Source organism: Pseudomarimonas arenosa (assembly GCF_014841215.1).
Classification (GTDB): Bacteria; Pseudomonadota; Gammaproteobacteria; order Xanthomonadales; family Xanthomonadaceae; genus Pseudomarimonas; species Pseudomarimonas arenosa.
In genome coordinates, this window is record NZ_JACYTR010000063.1 from 12,550 (window position 1) to 28,833 (window position 16,284).

11 protein-coding genes are annotated in these 16,284 nt (G+C 64.0%); 7 read left to right on the plus strand and 4 right to left on the minus strand.

Features of this window, described 5'->3' with window-relative positions; genetic code table 11:
- Window positions 1–175 precede the first annotated feature (175 nt).
- Window positions 176–3,181 carry an EAL domain-containing protein gene (locus IFO71_RS18575; protein ID WP_192031177.1) on the plus strand — a complete coding sequence of 1,002 codons (3,006 nt, stop codon included), beginning with the start codon at window positions 176–178 and terminating at the stop codon, window positions 3,179–3,181.
- Here the strand turns inward: IFO71_RS18575 and rraA are convergent.
- The 3 genes from rraA to IFO71_RS18590 all read right to left on the minus strand — a co-directional run bounded on the left by rraA (window position 3,161) and on the right by IFO71_RS18590 (window position 5,994).
- On the minus strand, window positions 3,161–3,646 hold the full coding sequence (rraA, locus tag IFO71_RS18580; RefSeq protein WP_192031178.1) for a ribonuclease E activity regulator RraA: 486 nt from the start codon (window positions 3,644–3,646) through the stop codon (window positions 3,161–3,163). The genes IFO71_RS18575 and rraA overlap by 21 nt on opposite strands.
- A gap of 27 nt (window positions 3,647–3,673) precedes the next feature.
- Window positions 3,674–4,042 (minus strand): hypothetical protein, encoded by a 369-nt coding sequence (locus IFO71_RS18585; RefSeq protein ID WP_225444780.1) that lies wholly within the window; start codon window positions 4,040–4,042, stop codon window positions 3,674–3,676.
- Window positions 4,043–4,176: 134 nt separating this feature from the next.
- Window positions 4,177–5,994, minus strand: a complete 1,818-nt coding sequence (locus IFO71_RS18590) for a hypothetical protein (protein WP_192031180.1) — start codon at window positions 5,992–5,994, stop codon at window positions 4,177–4,179.
- A 237-nt stretch (window positions 5,995–6,231) separates the two neighbouring features.
- On the opposite strand from IFO71_RS18590, the gene IFO71_RS18595 reads away from it, so the two are divergent.
- Window positions 6,232–6,588 (plus strand): DUF1161 domain-containing protein, encoded by a 357-nt coding sequence (locus IFO71_RS18595; protein ID WP_192031181.1) that lies wholly within the window; start codon window positions 6,232–6,234, stop codon window positions 6,586–6,588.
- Window positions 6,589–6,699: 111 nt separating this feature from the next.
- Here the strand turns inward: IFO71_RS18595 and IFO71_RS18600 are convergent, their stop codons facing one another.
- On the minus strand, window positions 6,700–7,983 hold the full coding sequence (locus IFO71_RS18600) for an NAD(P)/FAD-dependent oxidoreductase (protein ID WP_192031182.1): 1,284 nt from the start codon (window positions 7,981–7,983) through the stop codon (window positions 6,700–6,702).
- An 85-nt stretch (window positions 7,984–8,068) separates the two neighbouring features.
- Here IFO71_RS18600 and IFO71_RS18605 point away from each other — a divergent pair, with 85 nt between their 5' ends.
- The 5 genes from IFO71_RS18605 (at window position 8,069) to IFO71_RS18625 (ending at window position 15,989) form a co-directional block, all read left to right on the plus strand.
- Window positions 8,069–8,458, plus strand: a complete 390-nt coding sequence (locus IFO71_RS18605) for a DUF1801 domain-containing protein (RefSeq protein WP_332309415.1) — start codon at window positions 8,069–8,071, stop codon at window positions 8,456–8,458.
- 313 nt (window positions 8,459–8,771) lie between these two features.
- Window positions 8,772–10,130 carry a DEAD/DEAH box helicase gene (locus tag IFO71_RS18610; protein WP_192031184.1) on the plus strand — a complete coding sequence of 453 codons (1,359 nt, stop codon included), beginning with the start codon at window positions 8,772–8,774 and terminating at the stop codon, window positions 10,128–10,130.
- A 1,189-nt stretch (window positions 10,131–11,319) separates the two neighbouring features.
- Window positions 11,320–12,444 (plus strand): slipin family protein, encoded by a 1,125-nt coding sequence (locus IFO71_RS18615; RefSeq protein WP_192031185.1) that lies wholly within the window; start codon window positions 11,320–11,322, stop codon window positions 12,442–12,444.
- A 61-nt stretch (window positions 12,445–12,505) separates the two neighbouring features.
- Complete coding sequence (locus IFO71_RS18620; RefSeq protein ID WP_192031186.1) at window positions 12,506–13,726, plus strand: RtcB family protein; 1,221 nt, start codon at window positions 12,506–12,508, stop codon at window positions 13,724–13,726.
- A gap of 148 nt (window positions 13,727–13,874) precedes the next feature.
- On the plus strand, window positions 13,875–15,989 hold the full coding sequence (locus tag IFO71_RS18625; RefSeq protein WP_192031187.1) for a PAS domain-containing protein: 2,115 nt from the start codon (window positions 13,875–13,877) through the stop codon (window positions 15,987–15,989).
- The last annotated feature ends 295 nt before the right edge of the window (window positions 15,990–16,284 follow it).

Genomic DNA, 16,284 nt, shown 5'->3' on the forward strand with positions numbered 1-16,284 from the left:
TGCCGTTGGCTGCCAGGCGGCTACGATCCTATCCAGAAGATGAGTTGTGACTGTGCCTGCACATCGCAGCGCAGGCGGTCGTGTACTCTGCTCCCAGGTGACCTGCATGAGATCGACCTAATCCGATGGCAGGCTTCGATCTGCCCTCCCTGCGCGATTGTCCGGCGTATTTGCCGTGACCGGGCTGCTGCCCGCATACCGTTTGCTGTTGTTGGCGCTGGCCTACTACGGCTGCGCGCGTCTTGGGTTGTCCCTGCCCCTGGTCACCGGCTACGTTACCGTGCTGTGGCTGCCGTCGGGCATCGCAGTGGCCGCGCTGTATCGCTGGGGCCTGGGCTATTGGCCGGCGGTATACCTTGCGGCGCTGGCGGTGGAATACAAGCTCAGTCAGGACTGGGGCGTTTCGCTGGGAATTGCCGTCAGCAATACACTGGCCCCGCTGGCCGCCGCCTGGGTGTTGCGTCGAGGGCAATTCTCAACCACTCAACCGAGTGCGCGGGACTTGCTGGTGCTGCTGTTCGGCGCGGCGCTGGGCTGCATGCTGATCAGCGCCAGCGGCGGCACATTGGGGCTTTACCTGTCGGGAGCAGTGCAGGCGCCGCAGCTGTCGGGTACATGGCTCAGCTGGTGGCTGGGCGATGCAGTGGGCGTGCTCGCCGGCGGCTTGCCGCTGCTGCTGTTGCATCGCCAGGATCTGCATTGGTCTCGCTATGCCGAGCGGGCGCCCGAGTTGCTGGCAACGGTGGGCTTTGCCTTGATCGTTGGGCTGTTGCCTCTGCTCAGTGGCGTTCGCACCCTGGCCTTCGATCTGTTGCCGTTGGCCGGGGTGATTTGGCTGTCGCTGCGCTTTTCGCTCTGGCCGGCCCTGGCCTTGGCCCTGGCGTTGTCTCTGCTGCAGGCGCTGGAGGTTTCGCGCATCGGTCCCAGCCTGTCGGCTGAGGCGGCCTTGGCTGAGCTGATCCATTTGTGGACCTATGTCACCACCCTGTTTGCCGTGGCCATGCTGGTGGCTGGCCTGAATGCCGAGCGCGAGCGCAGCCGGCAACAGTTGCAGGAGAGTGAGCAACGCTATCGCAGCCTGATCGAACATGCGCCGGAGGCGATCGTCGTGCTCGATCCTGAGCTCGGGCACTTCGTCGAGGTGAACCAGGAGGCCGAGCGCTTGTTTGCTTGCTCGCGGGCGCGCCTACTGACCCTGGGGCCGGCCGAATTGTCGCCCGAGCGGCAGCCCGATGGTCGCTTGTCGGCCGAGGCGGCAAGAGAGAACATCGGCCGCGCCCTGGGCGGGGAAATGCCGCAGTTTCGTTGGACCCATCTCGACGATCAGGGTAGGCAGTTCACCTGTGAGGTGCGTCTGCTCTGCCTGCCGGCCACCGATCGTCGACTGATTCGCGGCAGCCTGATTGATATCAGCGAGGAACTGCAGCTTGAGCAGCTAAGGCAGGAGCAGGAAGACCGCCTGCGACTGGCCTTGGAGGCCAGCGGCGATGGCGTCTGGGACTGGCATATCCAGAAGCATCGCGAATACTACTCGCCACGACTTCTGGCCATGTACGGCTATAGCTCCGAAGACATCGAGCCGAGCCCCGATTCGTTCGATCGTCTCACCCATCCCGACGATGTGGCCGCCATGCAGGCTGATCGTGAAGCCCATTGGCATGGCGAAACCGACAGCTATGTGAATGAGCATCGAATCCGCTGCAAGGACGGCAGCTGGAAGTGGGTGCTAAGTCGGGGCGCGGTGGTGAGTCGAGACGGAGACGGTAGCCCGTTGCGCATGGTCGGTACCCACACCGACATCAGCGCGCGCAAGGAGATCGAAGACCGGGTCTGGCGGCAGGCCAACTTCGATGGTCTCACTGGCCTGCCGAACCGGCACTTCCTGCGTCGCGCCCTGGAACGGATGGTCGAGGAAGGTATCGCTGTCCAGGGCGGTCTGAGCCTGCTGTTCATCGACCTTGATGGCTTCAAGGAAGTGAATGACACCTACGGCCACGATCTGGGTGATCAGTTGCTGATCGAGGCGGCGCGACGCATTGACAGCCTGATCAGCGCGCCGCATCAGGCCGCGCGGCTGGGCGGCGACGAATTTACCGTGGTGCTGCGTGGTGTGGTCGATATCGAAACAGTGGACAGCATCGCCACGCAGCTGGTTGCTGTGCTGGATCAGAAGTTTGAGTTTGCCGGCCACGAGGCATTCGTCTCGGCCAGTATCGGCATCAGCCGCCTGCCGCAGGATGCGCATAGTGTGTCCGAGCTGTTCAAGCATGCCGATCAGGCCCTGTATGTGGCCAAGGATCTCGGGCGCAATCGCTACGCCCATTTCAGTCCCGAGCTGCAACGTGCCACTGAACACAAGGTTCGACTTGGTCTCGAGCTGCGCACGGCATTGGCCGAGCAGCAGTTCTTTCTCTGTTACCAACCGATCGTCGATCTGCAGCAGGCCAAGGCTCAGGAGGTCGAAGCCCTGCTGCGCTGGCGCCATCCTGAGCGCGGTCTGATCAGTCCCAACGAATTCGTGCCGGTGGCCGAGTCGGCCGGCCTGATCGCGGCGATCGGCGATTGGGTGTTTCGTCAGGGCGTGCGCCAGCTGGCCCACTGGCGCCGCAGTCTCGATCCCGATATGCGCCTGTCGATCAACAAGTCGCCTGCGCAGTTTCGTGCGCCGACCAGCTATCTGGAGGAGTGGCTGCAGCTTCTGGCCAGCCTGCGCTTGCCGGGGGCGGCGGTGTCAATCGAAATCACCGAGGGCCTGCTGCTCGAACGAGGAAGTGACGTTTCCAGCACCTTGCAGCGCATCCGCGACGTCGGTCTGACCATCTCGATCGACGACTTTGGCACTGGCTATTCCTCGCTGGCTTATCTGCAGGAGTTTGCGGTCGACTTTCTCAAGATCGACCGCAGCTTCGTTCGCCATCTGCCGGATGACCCGCGCACGGCCAGTCTGTGCCGGGCGATCATCGTGATGGCGCACGAATTGGGCTTTCGGGTCATTGCCGAAGGTGTGGAGACGCAGGCGCAGGCGCTATGGCTGCTGCGTGCCGGGTGTGACCTGGCGCAGGGCTTCTACTTTGGCAAGGCCGTGCCAGCCGACGAGGCGCCAGACGTGCTGCGCCACCTTAACCAGCAGCTGCCGCAACTGCTTGAGGCAGAGTTGGGTCTATCCGACGTGCAGCGGTAGCGTGCTGAGCAGGATGCCGTCTTCGTCGGCATACAGCCAATGGCCGGGCATGAAACTGGCATCGAGGAAGTGCAGCACCAGATTGCTGGCGCCGCCGTGCAGCCCCTTGGCGCTCTTGCGCGGGTGGCTGGCCAGGGCGCGCACGCCCAGCGGCTGATCACGCAGTTCCACTGCGTCGCGTACGCAGCCATTTACCACGATGCCGGCCCAGCCGTTCTGCACCGCCATTTCACCCAGCAGCCCGCCGACCAGGGCACAACGCAACGATCCGCCGCCGTCGACTACCAGTACCGCGCCATGCCCCGGCTGCTCCAGTTCGGCGCGGACCAGGGCGTTGTCTTCGAACACCTTGACTGTCTTGATCGGGCCAAAGAAGCGCGTATGACCGCCGAAATCATGCAGACCCGGACGCAGCACCGGGCAATGCGGATGGGCATCGGATAGATCAGCGACCACATGGCTCATGGGAATCTCCCTGGTTGCAGGACTCGATCAGTCGGCATTTTCTTTCAGTGACGCCTCGGCAGCCCTGAACGAGCGCGCCATCAGGCCGACGCCGGCAGCCAGCATGCCCAGCATCATCAGCGTATTGAACAGGCTGGTCGGCTTGAAGTAGATGTTCAGATTGATCAGGATGCCGGCGACGATGATGGCCAATCCCGCGATCAGCAGCAGCCAGCCCGCTATTGAACGGCCATTGAAGAACAGCAGGCCGACGCCGGCGATGAACGGGATTAGCGACAGGCCGAAGGAGTTGAACCCCCACAGATGCCAGCCGCCGAAGCTACCGACCTGCACCTGGTTGACCAGCAACCAGCCGCCGGCCACGGCCAGCACGAAGCCGATCAGAAACGTGCCCAATCCCCCTGGTGTTCCGCCTGGTCCTTGCATTGACCTACCTCTGAGTTGTGTCGCACCACGCGCGGCTGATCATAGCGCTGTTGTCAAGGCGCCGACGAGCGCAGCATCGATGCGTCGGCGCCGCTGTGCGGTGGCTACGGCAGGGTGGTTTGCTGGCGCAGTTCGATGCCGCGTGCGGTGAACTCGATGCGGCTCTCCATTCGCGAGAACAGCTTTGGATACACCTCACGCATCAAGCGCATCTGCATTTCCAGCATCGCCTCGCCTTGCTTGCGCTTGTCAGCGCGGCGCTGGGCGGCTTCGGCGGCGGCCTCGGCATCCTCGGCCAGGGCCTCGTCCTGTTCGAGCTGCAGTCCATCGGCCTTGTCCAGCGAGTCGCGGAAGCTCTTTTCCACCGCATCGGCGAATTGCGCGTATACCGCTGAGCGCATGCCGAACAGCAGAATCGGCTGCTGCGCCTCATCGAGGCTCAGCAGTTGGCTTAGCGTGTCCGCGCCCGCGGCGTGGCTGCTCAGCGCCAATGCCTTGTTGCTCATGGCAATCTGCGGGCTGAGTTCGGGCGGCATCCCGGGCAGGGCGGGCAGGGCCACGGCCTGACCATCGGCGGCCAGATTGAACTCGGCCAGCTGCGGCACGAAGCTCTTGCTCATGCCGACCAGCGAGGACGGGTTGTCGGAGCCGATCGCGACCCGAATTTCGCCCTTGGGCTGTTCTGCAGACAGCGCCATTGCGCCCAGGTCGAGGCTGTCGACCAGAATGTGGATCGCATTGGCCATCGGTGCCACGCCGTACAGGCCGGGGTTGTTGATCTGTTTGCGGCCTTCGGCAAACGCCATGTTAAGGGCGGCCAGCTGCTCGCATTGATAGGGCGATTGGGCCACCTTGTTGGCAAAGCCATCAACCACGCCGGGCAGAGCAGAGAGCTTCAGTGCCAGGCCAATATTGATCAATGCCTTTTCGCTGCTAGCGCCGGCACCCGGCAGCGGTGCACGCAGCTTCATCAGGCTGTCGGCGATATCCTGGCGCGTCTCCAGCACCCACAGCATGTCGTTGGCGCGGGTATCGTAGCGGGTGTAGCCCACCACCAGGCGCGGCCAGGCCTCTGCGATCGACTCGAACTCGGCCTTGCACGTCGGGTTCAGCTCGGGCTTGTCTATCTGCAGCGCTGTCAGAAAGGCCTGCTCGACCGGGTCGTTGCCCTCGGTCAGTGCCCGCAGCAGACGTTGGCTATCGATGAATCCGCTGGCGAAGGGCACAAAGCCATACTGGTTGTTCAGGGCCTGCAGACCGCCGCTGGCAGCCAGACTGTCTGCCGGGCGATCCAGGCCCAGCACCGCACGCAGTGCCGTGCGATTGGCATCGCCCGGAGCCAGGGTCAGCACCAGATCCGTGTCGATGATGGCTGCGACCAGCATCAAGGGGGTTTCGGGCGGTTGCAGCCTCCAGTACGCGGTGCCGTCGATGTCAGCCACTGGCATGGGAGTGCCGGCAGCGGCCTCCATCCGCGCTACGAAGGCGCGGAACTTGTCCGGGCTGGCCAACTCGATACGCGCCACCGGCACCAGGCCGACGCCGTACACCGCCGAGTGGCTGCGCAGGCTCAGGCCAAGATCTTCAATCGATTGCGCCAGCGTTTTGTTTTCGAACTCGCGGCTCAAGGCCTCGATGATCGCCAGCGATTTGGCATCTTCGGGCTTGTCTGACTGCCGCAGCTCGGTAATCAGCGGTTCCATCAGCTGCCCATAAAGGCCGACCAGATCCTCACCGAGTTGCAGATAGCTGCGGCTGACGTCCTCGGGCAATGGCTCGAGCATGCCGATCACATAGGGTGTGTCGGCCGGTACGAAGTGCAGCATCCGATCGTTCTGGCTACTGAACTTGCCCTGGCTGGACAACCACCAGATCGCCGCTGCCAACAGCAGCAGCACGGCAAAAAGTCCTAACTTCTTCATGTGAATTCCCCGTCAAACCGCTGGCGATGGTAGCAGGCCTGTGCCGGCCCGATGGCATGGACGCTGCCCGCAGCGTGGCTGTGACGGTCAGATTTTCGCCCGAATTCGCCCACCGCCGCGCCGCATCGCCAGCGCAATCTGTACTCACGGACGCCGCCGCGGCCGGCGCGGAGCCCTCCCCGCGAACGCGGCGGGCGGCGGCGGCGCCCGACCATCCCCAGCCAGAGAGACCCGATCATGAGCCCCACTCGCATCACCCGCTTGACCAGCCTGTTCCTGATCTGCGCTGCCTTTGCCGTTGCCGGCTCGGCCAGGGCCGGAGCCGACATCGGCAACGGTAAGCCGCAGCGCAAGGCCTGTACCGAGCTGAAGCAGGAAATCGCCGCCAAGATCGAGGCCAATGGGGTGCGTCATTTTTCGCTGGAAATCGTTGCGCCCGATCAACTCGATGGCGCGGTCAACGTGGGGCGCTGCGACGGCGGCACGCGACGCATCGCCTACCGTCGGCTATCGGCGCCGTCTGAGGCCATCGCGCTAGGCGAGGCTGAGCCGGCGGCAATCGAAGTCCTGGCGGTGGTGCCGCAGGCCAAGTAGTCATAGCTTGTCGGGCTGGCCCCGCGCCTTCGGCAGGCGCGGGGCAAGGAGCGGGCAGGGCGCCGAACTGCCCGATCAAAGCCCCAGGCCCGATCAAAGCCCCAGGCCCGATCAAAGCCCCAGGCGATCGCGCAGGTCGTACCAGACGGCACCGAGCGCGGTAAGCGGTACGCGCAGCAGACGTCCGCCGGGGAATGGATAGTGCGGCAGCCGGGCGAAGGCATCGAAACGCTCGGCTTGTCCGCGAATCGCCTCGGCCAGCACGCGACCGATCAAGTGGGTGAAGGTGACGCCGTGGCCGGAGCAACCCTGCGAGTAGTAGATGCCGGGATGCAGCCGGCCGACCTGCGGCAGTCGCGATAGGGTGAGCAGGAAATTGCCGGTCCAGGCATAGTCGATCTTGACGCCACGCAGCTGTGGAAAGGTCTTTTCCAGGCTCGGTCGAACCCGTTGTTCGATGCGTGCCGGGTCGCGGGCGCCATAGATCACCCCGCCGCCAAAGATCAGACGCTTGTCGCCGGAGAGACGGTAGTAATCGAGCAGGAAGTTGTTGTCCTCGACGCAGTGGTCAGTGGGCAGCACCTGCTTCCAGCGCTCGCCGAGCGGCTCGGTGGCGATCACCTGGGTACCGCAGGGCATCGATTTCGCCGCCAGCGCCGGTTCCAGCTGGCCGAGATAGGCATTGCCGGCCAGAATCACGAAGTTGGCTTCCACTGTGCCGGCCGACGTATGCACGCGCGATTTGCCGCCCTCGCTGTCGGGTCGCTCCACCCGCATCACAGGGCTGTGCTCCGAAATCACGCCGCCCAGCGACTCCAGTGCCGTGGCCTGGCCCAGGGCCAGATTGAGCGGGTGAATATGGCCGCCGGTCGGATCTATCAGAATGGCGTGATACAGATCGCTCTGAACATGGTGTTTGATCTCATCGCCAACGATCAGTTGCATGCCCGGATGGCCCCAACGCTGCCATAGCGACTGGTGCTCCTGCAGCTGTTTGGTCTTGCGCGCGTTGTACGCGGCATAGATTCCGCCAGACTTGAGGTCGCACTGGATGCCGTAGCGTGATACCCGTTCGCGAATGATCTTCGCCCCCTCGAAGATCATTGCCCCCAGAGGCTTGGCAACGTCGGGCCCATAGGTGCTCTCTATCGTGTCCATGTCGCGCGAAAAGCTGTGCACGATCTGCCCGCCATTGCGCCCGGAGGCGCCCCAGCCGACCTGCTCGGCTTCCAGCACATGCACCTTGTACCCCGCCTCGGCCAGATGCAGCGCCGCCGACACGCCGGTGTAGCCGGCGCCGACGATGCAGACATCCGTCCGATGCGTGCCCTGCAGGGCGGGCCGCTGCGGCTGTGGGAGGGCGCTGGCGGCGTAGTAGCTGGGTGCGTGCGGCATGCGGCGCTGACTCAGGTGCGGTGCGATGGGGTCATCGTGCCAGAATTGCCGCGCCACTTCCGAGCGAAGGCTGAGGAGAGCCGCCGTGATTCATCCCGACACGCGCACCTACAACCAGGCCCTGGCCGCGCCCGATGATGCCATCTGCGCACGGCTTGCCGAGCTGGTCGACCAACACCTGCCAGAGGCCGACAACAAGATCTGGCACGCGCATCCGGTGTGGTTCCTGGACGGCAATCCGGTGGTCGGCTACAGCAAGTTGAAACACTGTGTGCGCCTGCTGTTCTGGAGCGGCCAGGGCTTCGATGAGCCGGGTCTGGTTATGGAAGGCAGCTTCAAGGCAGCCGAGGCGCGCTACACCCGCCCCGAGCAGATCGACGCTGAGACCCTGCAGCGTTGGCTCGGAAAGGCGCGTGATATCCAGTGGGACTACAAGAACCTGGTGCGCCGCAAAGGGCGCCTGGAACGCCTGTGAGTTGTCCGCTGCGCTAGCGCCGAACCTTGCCAATTGGCCGTACACCCGCGCACGACCCAGGAAGTCCAAGCGCAGTGAGGGCTGAACGGCCCGCCAGAAAGCTCTGGCGCAACGGCCGACAATCGCGTAGAGTGCGCGCCGCCTGACCGGCTGCGCCTGCCGTATTCCCTTCGGATCGCCCCGCCTGCTGTTGCACGCGAGCATCGCGCTCCATACCGGCCCACCAGTCACGCCAGACGCTGCCTTGCAGCGCTGACAACCGTTCGTCCGTCGCGTGGTTTGGGAACGCTCCGGGTCTAATCAGGAGACTTCCATGTCCTTTTCCACGCTCGGGCTAGCGCCCGAACTGCTGGCTGCGCTTGACCTTTTGGGCTTCGCTCAGCCAACCCCGATCCAACAGGCCGCCATTCCTGCCGTGCTCGAAGGCCAGGATGTGCTGGCCGCGGCACAGACCGGCACTGGCAAGACCGCGGCCTTTGCCTTGCCCCTGCTGCATCACCTCAAGGGCGGGAAGCGCGCTGCGCCGACCCGTCCGCGTGCCCTGGTGCTGACCCCGACCCGCGAGCTGGCAGCGCAGGTTGAAGAAAGTGTTAAGAGCTTTTCGACCAAGCTGCCGATGAAGAGCTGCACCATGTTCGGCGGTGTCGGCATGCAGCCGCAGATCGATGCGCTGCGTCGCGGCGTCGATATTCTGGTCGCCACGCCGGGTCGTCTGATCGATCATCTGCAGCGTCGCACGCTGGATCTTTCGGCGGTGGAATTCCTGGTACTGGACGAAGCCGACCGCATGCTCGACATGGGCTTTCTGCCAGCGGTACGTCGCATACTCTCGGCCCTGCCGCGCGAGCGACAGACCCTGTTGTTCTCGGCTACCTTTGCGCCGGAGATCAAGGCCCTGGCGCAACAGTTCATGCAGAACCCGGTCGAAGTGCAGGTCAATCCGGCCAACAGCGCGGCGCCGAAGATCGAGCATCGCCTGCATCCGGTCGATCATGGCCGCAAGCGTGAGCTGCTGCTGCACCTGCTGTCGATCGACAGCCGTCAGCAAAGGCTGGTGTTTTCGCGCACCAAGCATGGCGCCGACAAGCTGTGTCGCGCGCTCTGTTCCGCCGGTCACAAAGCGGCGGCGATTCATGGCAACAAGAGCCAGAATGCCCGCATCCGCGCGCTGGATGATTTCAAGAGCAATCGCATTCAAGTGCTGGTGGCTACCGATATCGCCGCCCGCGGCATCGATATCGAAGACCTGCCGGTAGTGATCAACTACGACCTGCCGATGGTGGCCGAGGACTACGTGCACCGGATTGGCCGCACCGGTCGCAACGGCCGCAGCGGTGAGGCAATCTCTCTGGCCTGTGCGGACGAATCGGACCAACTGCGCGCCATTCATCGTCTGCTCGGCCAGGAAATTCCGCGCAGCGAAATCGAAGGCTTCATCCCTACGCAACCGCTGCGCCTGACGGCGCGCGGTGGCCAGCGTGACGGCGGTCGTGCGGCGCAGCCGCAAGGGCAGCCGCAGGGGCAGCGTCGCGACAACCCGCGCTCGCCGCAGCCGCGTCGGGGTCATCCGCAGGCGCCGCGACATGCGCATGCCGGTCGCCCGCAGCGTGGACACGGTGGTGAACAACGCCAAGGCCAGCGCGCACCGATGCGTCAGCGCGGCGAGAGCTGAGTCAGGCCGCCTATGGCGGGTGCGTCCTCGGCGCATCCGCACAGCGCCAGTCACTACAACGCCGACGACCGTTCGTCGGCGTTGTTGTTTCTGTTACAAGAATTTCTTGACATGTCGATCAATCGGCGTATCTTGCGCAGCCACTCGCCGCAAGCGAGTGCGCATTAACATGTTGGTCAACCACCACTCGTCGATCAACCGCGCTTCGATCAACAACGTATCGATCAACCAATCAAACTTCGGAAATCATCATGTTTCGCCTGCCCCTTAACCCACAACATCGCCGATCGAACGCGCCTAAGCGCGGCGCCTGGCTGTGCCTGGGTGGCAGCGAATTCCGATCCGCGGCCAGTCGCCGTATCGACGCAGCTTTCTAAACGCTGATCTCCTGGGAGATCGGCGACCCCGATCTCCCCGAGGCCTTCGAACGCCCTCGGGATAACCCCCGGGGGCGTTTTGTTTCTGCCGTTCGAAAGGAGAATTCGGCCACGTCACTGCGGCTGCGCGGGGTGCGCAACTGAACAGGTGACTTGGTCACACGGAATTGCCACCGCTCGGTGGCAGTCAGGAGTTGTTTTCTCATTCAAGCAGCACAGCGGTCGATGTTCAATGCATCGCCGGTGCGCGCGACCCTGTCGTGGCGTATGCCGTGCTGCATTCGAAGAGACGATTCCTCGCTTGGGCCTTGCTCGTCGGGAGCGTTTGTCGGTTCGATTCCGGCAGGGTCCACCACAAGGTAGCTCAGTCGGGAAGAGCATCGAACTTCAAATTCGATAGTCGCGGGTTCGAATCCCGCCCTTAACGTAGAACCGAGCCTTCGGGCTCTCTGGAGGTGCCTGGCAGGGAAAGGATTGTCGGCATGAAATTCTGACCCTGCCGCCGTCGAATGGCCGAGCAGTGGCCGGATCCGGCGCCGCCAAGACGATCTGTTCAGAAGCCCACTTCCGAGGTGGGCGCAAGCGGCGGGAGCTCTGATCCTGTCGTTTCACTGATCGGCGTCGCGGCCGTGCCGAGGTCTCGTCAATGATCCGCCACTTGACGGTGCCGGCACCTCCACCTTTCCCCAGTCGCTTTGCGAGAGGCGACTGGGAAAAGGTGACGGACAGCCGCACAGCGGGCACATCGCACCCGGTCAGCAATGACAAAGGAATATTCCGGCGATCCACGATAACTACAAGGGAGTACACCGATGTTTGGCTTCAAGCGATATGTGATTGGCGACGGCGAGCGCGGCTTGCTGTTTCGGAACCGTCGGTTCGAGCGCATGCTGGCGCCGGGCGTGCACACGCTGTTCGACCCGCTGGCGCGCTGCGACGTGGAAATCAGCAACCTGAGCCTGGCCGAGTACAGCGGCAAGCAGATGGATGTGCTGATCCACTCGCTCGGCGCTGATTTGGAGCGCTACTTCCTGCTGGCCGATATCAGTACCGGTTCGCTGGGTCTGGTGTACAAGAACGGCAAGCTGGAAGACGTGCTGGCTCCGGGTGCGCGTCGGCTGTACTGGAGAGGCTTGGTCGAGGTGCGCGTTGACACTTTGATGCTGCAGCCGGGTCTGGCGGTGGAAGCCGCGATGGCGCAGCGTTTGAAGCAACTCGGTGTGCTCGATCGACTGGCTCTGTCGGTGACGGTGCCGGCTGAGTCGGTGGGCCTGAAGCTGGTCGACGGCAAGTTGACCGAGGTGCTGTCGGCGGGTGCCTACGCGTTCTGGAACCTGTTCAAGAACGTGGCCGTCGAGGTGATGGAGCTTCGTGTTCAGAGTCTGGAGGTGTCGGGCCAGGAGTTGTTGACCCGAGACAAGGTGACCTTGCGGGTGAACCTTGCCGCCAGCGTGAAAGTGGCCGATCCGCTGAAAGCGCGAACGGTGGTTGCGAAGTACAACGATTATGTGTACCGCGAGCTGCAGTTCGGTCTGCGCAAGGCGGTCTCGTCGAAGACTTTGGATGAGCTGCTCGGCGACAAGGCGCGTCTGGATGCTGACATCTATGCCTACGTGAAAGCGCAGGCCGAGGCGGTGGGTGTCGAGTTGCTCGGCGTGGGTGTGAAGGACGTCATCCTGCCGGGCGAGATGCGTGAGATCCTCAACAGCGTTGTATCGGCGGAGAAGCAAGCGCAAGCCAACGTGATCCGTCGGCGTGAGGAAGCGAACGCCACCCGCTCGCTGCTGAACACTGCCAAGCTGATTGAGGACAGCCCGACCCTGTTGCGCTTGAAGGAGCTCGAGGCCCTGGAAAAGGTCACCGAGAAAATCGACAAGCTGACCGTGTTCGGCGGCCTGGACGGCGTGCTCAAGCAGTTGGTCACGCTGAAGGGCTGATGTGGGAAAAGTTGAGCCCCTCCCCCTGGTGGGGGAGGGGAGCAATCTGCGGAGATAGGAAATGACTCAGTCAAACTATGTGTATCTAAACGAAGACGGCGCTGGCGCGCCAATCAAGGGCTGGGTGCAGGGCGTGCCGCTGGAGCATGAGGCGCACCAGCAGCTGCGCAATATCGCCGGCTTGCCCTTTGTCGGGCCCTGGCTGGCGGTGATGCCCGATGTGCATCTGGGCAAGGGTGCAACCGTAGGTTCCGTCGTGCCCACTCGCGGAGCGATCATACCGGCGGCGGTGGGAGTGGATATCGGTTGCGGCATGGCGGCGGTGCGAACCAGTCTGAATGCCTCCCAGTTGCCCGATTCACTGGCCGCCCTGCGTTCGGCGATCGAGCGCAAGGTGCCGGTGGGCAATGGGCCGGGCGGCGATCACCGCAAGCCACCGGAGCGCATCGGTACCCGGCTCAAGCACAGCGGCCTGGCGGAACGGCTGGATAAGATCCGCCAGCGTCATCCGCGCCTGCCTGAGCACAAGGTCGAGCGACAGCTGGCCACGCTGGGCGGCGGCAATCACTTCATCGAAGTCTGTCTGGACGAAGATCAGCGGGTATGGGTGATGCTGCATTCGGGCTCGCGCGGCACCGGCAACCTGATCGGCACCTACTTCATCGAACGGGCGCGTGAACAGCTAGCCAAGAGAGTGCTCGGCTTTCACGTTCCGGATCGCGACCTGGCCTTCTTTCTCGAGGGCGAGCCGCTGTTCGATGAGTACGTGGAAGCGGTGGGTTGGGCGCAGGACTATGCTCGCACCAATCGCGAGCTGATGCTGGAGCGGGTGCTGGAAGCGATGCGCGACCAGCTGCCGAGCTTCCAGCTCGACAAGCGGGCGGTGAACTGTCACCACAACTATGTCGAGCGCGAAAACCACCACGGCGAGAGCTTGCTGATCACCCGAAAAGGCGCGGTCAGTGCGCGCGAAGGTCAGCTCGGCATCATTCCGGGCAGCATGGGCACGCAGAGCTATATCGTGCGCGGCCTGGGCAATGTCGAGAGCTTCTGCAGCTGTAGCCATGGTGCGGGGCGGCGAATGAGCCGCACCCAGGCCAGGAAAGTGATCAGCCTGGAGCAGCACCGGCAGGCCACGGCCCACGTCGAATGCCGGCGCGATGCAGCGGTGATCGACGAATCGCCTGCGGCCTACAAGTCGATCGACGCGGTGATGGCGGCCCAGCGTGACCTGGTCGAGATCGTCCACACCCTGCGTCAGGTGGTGTGTGTGAAGGGCTGATTGGGTGCCGACCCGGCGGGTGCGCTGTGCTGAGCGCAGCGCGCCCGCTTGTGTTGCCGAGGACGACACAGGACACTTCCCGCTTTGCGCGGGCGGGGGTTCGATGCTCAGCGGAGTGGCTACGGCAATACGCGTTGGCGTATCGCTCTTGCTTGCCGGGTCGACGGCGGTGGCAGTTGAGGCATCGACCTCGGCCGGCGATGGGCTGCTGGAACAGTGCCGCAGCTTGCGCAACAGCGATCGGCAGGCGGCAGCGTCGATCTGCAGCCAGGCATTGGCGCAGGCTGAATCGGCCGATGCGCGTTTTGAGCTGCGCATGCATCTGGCCGATCTAGCTGTGGCGTCGGCCAAGTGGCAGGACGCCGAGCAGCTACTGCAGGAGGCCGAGGGCGAGCTGGGTGCGGTCAGCGATCGTCTGGCCGAGCATCGTCTACTACGTCGTCGCGGCATGCTGGAGTTCAGGCGTGGTGACCTGGCGCGCGCGCTGGCGCACTTCCTGCGGGCGAAAGAGCAGGCTAAGTCGCTGGCCGACCCACGCGCCGAAGCGATCAGCGAGAACGATCTGGGCATTGTCTATCGCCGCCTGGGCGAGGATCGCGAAGCCCTGGGGCATTGGCTGGCCAGTCTGAAGCTGAAGCGTGACAGCGGCGAGCGTGATCTGGCCGCCACCGAGGATAATCTCGGCAATCTATACAAGGATCTGGGCGAGTACTCACAGGCGGAGCAATTTCTGCAGCAGGCCATCCAGGGTCATCAGAGCGCCGGCCGGATTCTGCCCAGTTTGCACAGCCAGGAGGCGCTGGCGGTGTTGCAGGCCGAGCGCGGTGAGCGGGCGCAGGCCGAACAGCAGTTGCTGTCGATCTGGGAGCAGTTCAACGGGGTGGGCGCGGCGCCCGATCGGGGGCGGGTCGCGCAACATCTGGCGCGGCTGGCCTTGCAGGGCGAGCAGCCAGAACAGGCGATGCGCTGGCTGCAGATTGCCAAGCAGCAATGGTCAGCTGCGCCTGTGCCGCTTGAACTCAGTGTTCTGGAGGCTCGATCCTTGCGCATCGCCGGTAAGGCGGAGCAGGCGGTGACCCTGCTGCAGGCAGCGCAGCCTTGGCCCGAGCAGGGGGCGCCGGAAGCGCAGGTCGAGGCCTGGCGGGAGCTTTCGACCAGCGCAGAACAGGGCGGCGACCATGAGCTGGCCCTGCAGGCATCACGCAGCGCCGAGGCGATGTCGGAAAAACTGCAACGCGATCGCCACGATCAGCGGATGAATGCCTTGCGGGTAAGATTTGAGCTGGCTGAGCTTGAGCACGAAAGAGCCCGACTGCAGCGCCTCAGCGCTGAGCAGGGTCTGATGCTGGAGACACGCCGACGTCAGTTGATCAGCATCGCCCTCGGTGGGTTAAGCCTGCTGGCCGTGCTTATCGTATGGTTTCAGCGGCGCATGTATCGCCAGCGTCTGAGTCTGCAGGCACGCGAGGCCGCCGAGCGACGGCGGGCGGATCGGGCAATTCGTGAGGCCGAGGCACTACGTGCTGATCTTCGCTCCATTCAGCTCGGCCTGGATGAAGCTGCCGAAGCCATGCTGGTGATCGACGCCGGCGGTCGCGTTCGCAGCGCCAACCAGCGCGCCGCCGACCGCCTGCAGCGCTCATTGGACGATCTGATCGGCAGTTCACTGGGCACCTTGTTCGATCAGCAGACTGCCGCCGAGATCAGCCGTGCACTGGATCAGGCACTGGAGGCCGGCAGCGATGCCGCCGCACGACATGCGCCGCAGATCGACGCCACCCTGGCGCCCGGTGTGCCTGCGCTCCGGTTGCGCGTACTTGGCCTGTCGCTGGAGGAAGAGCTCGGCGTACTGGCGCTGGAAGGGCTGCCGGAAGCATCGGTGTGGGTGGACCGGATGAACATCGCGCATACCCAACGCCAGGCCAAGCAGCCGACAGCGGCCGAGGTGGAGCCGGCGTTTCGCCAAGGGCTGGTCGATCTGCTTAACCAGTGCCTTGAGCTATGGGAGCGGCACACTCAACGCGGTCGGATCGAGCTGGCCGAGCGCAGCGGCATCTGGCGGGTGACGATCGATGATGGTCGACTGCGCACCCGCACCCTGGATCGTTATCTGGCGCTGGATACCCTGCCGGCCAAGCCGCGCTGGCGCGAAGCCGTGCGCACCGCCTATTTCATCCTGGCCGAGTGCGAACTCGATGCCGAGCGGCGGCAAGCGCTGGAGGCGGAGGTGCAGCGGGTGCTGTCGCTGGCAGGGCAGCGCTAGCCCGGATATTTCATGAGGTCGCGCCGAAAGATCCGGCAATTCCAAGCGGGGCGAGAGTTTCGACCGATGGTGTTGAGATAACAGAGTGTTCGCGGTCTTTCGGCGCTGGCACCTCCCTCATTCGGCCGCTGCGCGGCTACGCAGGGCATTCGCCCTGAGGTCCTTTGCGCCCATTGCCGCGTTGTTCGGCTGCTACGCAGCAACGGCTACTTCGTAGCCTGCGCCTTCGCTACGCTCGGTCGGCTGCTACGCAGCAACGGCTACTTCGTAGCCTGCGCCTTCGCTACGCTCGGTC